This window comes from Mesorhizobium sp. M7A.F.Ca.CA.003.01.2.1 (assembly GCF_003998945.1).
Classification (GTDB): Bacteria; Pseudomonadota; Alphaproteobacteria; order Rhizobiales; family Rhizobiaceae; genus Mesorhizobium; species Mesorhizobium ciceri.
The window spans coordinates 1-2,298 of sequence record NZ_RZRA01000899.1 but is presented as its reverse complement, the minus strand read 5'-3'; the positions used below and the strand labels follow the sequence as shown (position 1 = coordinate 2,298).

Here is a 2,298-nt window from a genome sequence, read left to right as displayed (position 1 = left end):
GTACTTGACCTCGGCGGTGACATTATAGGCGGCAGCGATGCCCTCGGCGAGAATGCGCATCTGCCGCTCGATCTCGGCGCTGACCTCGGGACGGAAGCTGCGCGCATCGCCGAGGATGCGGGCAAGACCGGGCAGAGCGTTGCGGGTGCCGTCGGTGATCAGCTCGGTCACCGAAACCACGGATATGTCGGCCGGACTCAGTCGGCGCGAGACGATGGTCTGCAGATTGGTGACCAGCGCGCAGGCCGCGACCAGCGTCTCGTTGCCCGCATGCGGCCGCGCGGCATGGCCGCCGAGCCCCTTGAGCACGATCTCGAAGTTGTCCTCGGCCGACATTATGGGTCCGGCACGGGTCTCGAAATGCCCGATCGGCAGGCCGGGCATGTTGTGCAGGCCAAAGATCTCGTCGAAGGGAAAGCGCTGCATCAGCCCATCTTCGAGCATGGCGAGTGCGCCCCTGCCCCATTCCTCGGCCGGCTGGAAGACGAAGCGCACGGTGCCGTCGAAACCGCCCTCACCGGCCAGCAGCTTTGCCGCGCCGAGCAGCATGGTGGTGTGGCCGTCATGGCCGCAGGCATGCATGATGCCGGGATTGCCGGACCGGTAAGATGCGTCCGATTGTTCTGATATGCGCAGCGCATCCATGTCGGCCCTCAGCGCAATCGCCCGGTTGCCGCTGCCGCGCTTCAGCGTGCCGACGACACCGGTGCCGCCGACGCCTTCGGTGACATCGTCCAACCCAAATTCGCGCAGTTTGGCGGCGACGAAGGCGGCGGTGCGCTTCTCCTCGAAGCCGAATTCCGGGTGTGCATGCAGATCGCGCCGCCAGAAAATCATCTCCTGCTTCAGCGCGTCGCGATCGAGTTCAGACATTCTTCTGCCCCTTCTGCTTCTGCCCCTTCTGACCTACTTTGCCAGTTGCGCGGCCACATCAAGCAGGATGTTGGCGCCGGCAACAAGCTCGGCGTCATCGGTGTGTTCGCGAGGACTGTGACTGATGCCGCCAACGCTCGGCACGAAGATCATCGCCGCAGGCGCGATACACGCCAGCATCTGCGCGTCGTGGCCGGCGCCTGATGTCATGCGCCTGACCCCGAGGCCACGGCGTTTCGCGGCGGCCTCGATTTGTTCGACGATGCGCAGGTCGAAGATCACCGGTTCGAAGCGGGCCAGTTGCTCGACCGAAACCGTCACGTTCTCAGCGGCGGCAAGCTGCTCGAGATAGGCGGCAAGCGCCGCTTCCGCCGCCTGCAGGCGCTGTTCGTCGGGATCGCGCAGATCGACGGTGAAGACCGCGCGCGAAGGGATGACATTGATGGCATTCGGCTCGAAGCGGATCGTGCCGACGGTGGCGACGGTCGGCGCGTTCGAGGCTTTGGTCCGGTCGAGCAGGAAGGTGATGACCCGGGCGGCGGCGTGGCCGGCATCGTTGCGCATCGACATCGGCGTGGTGCCGGCATGGTTGGCGACGCCGTCGATTGTGATGCGCTGCCAGGAGATGCCTTGCAGATTCTCCACCGCGCCGACCGGCAAGCCTTCGCGCTCCAGCACCGGCCCTTGCTCAATATGCAGTTCGAGATAGGCGTGCGGCGTGAGGAAGCCGGGTTCCCGGTCGCCGGCATAGCCGATGCGGGCAAGCTCCTGCCCGAGCACGCTGCCGTCGGTGCCGACGGCCGCCAGCACCGTTTCGGCATCGATGCCGCCGGCGTGGACCAGCGAGCCCATCATGTCGGGTGTGTAGCGTACGCCCTCCTCATTGGTGAAAGCGGCGACCGCGACCGGGCGCGACGGCGAAAAGCCTGTCGCCTTGAGCGTCTCGATCACTTCCAGCCCGGCAAGCACCCCGTAGCAGCCGTCATAAATGCCGGCATCGATGACGGTGTCGATGTGCGAGCCGATGAGCAGCGGCGCTTGCCCGGTGTTTTCCGGGCTTTGCCAGATGCCGAAAATGTTGCCGACCCGGTCGATGGCGACATCGAGCCCGGCCTGCCGAAGCCAGCCGACGAAGAGGTCGCGGCCCTGCCTGTCGGTGTCTGAGGCGGCCAGCCGGGTCAGCCTGCCCTCGACATCCCGGCCAACAGCGCCGAGTTCGCGGATGCGGCCGAGCAGGCGCTGCGCATCGATGGCGATCATGCCGTTGCCTCGGCTGTCATCTTGCCTTCCAGCACATCGGCCGGGTTCATGCCAACCAGTTCGGCGTAGCGATGCGGGTCGGTGGCGCCTTCGGTGTTGATCACCAGCACCCGCGATTTGCCGTCAAGTCCAAGATCGGCCCGGTTGTCGGCCACCGCCCGGATC

The 2,298-nt window shown here is 65.9% G+C and carries 2 protein-coding genes and 1 pseudogene; all 3 read right to left on the bottom strand.

Annotation, left to right across the window (positions count from 1 at the left end; genetic code table 11):
* A partial coding sequence (locus tag EN969_RS27370; RefSeq protein ID WP_127419555.1) for an amidohydrolase occupies positions 1-873 on the bottom strand: 873 nt, incomplete at its 3' end.
* A 33-nt stretch (positions 874-906) separates the two neighbouring features.
* Complete coding sequence (locus EN969_RS27365; RefSeq protein WP_013532461.1) at positions 907-2,133, bottom strand: Zn-dependent hydrolase; 1,227 nt, start codon at positions 2,131-2,133, stop codon at positions 907-909.
* Positions 2,130-2,298: pseudogene (locus EN969_RS36315) on the bottom strand (diaminopropionate ammonia-lyase); the annotation flags it as partial. The gene EN969_RS27365 and the pseudogene EN969_RS36315, both read right to left, overlap by 4 nt.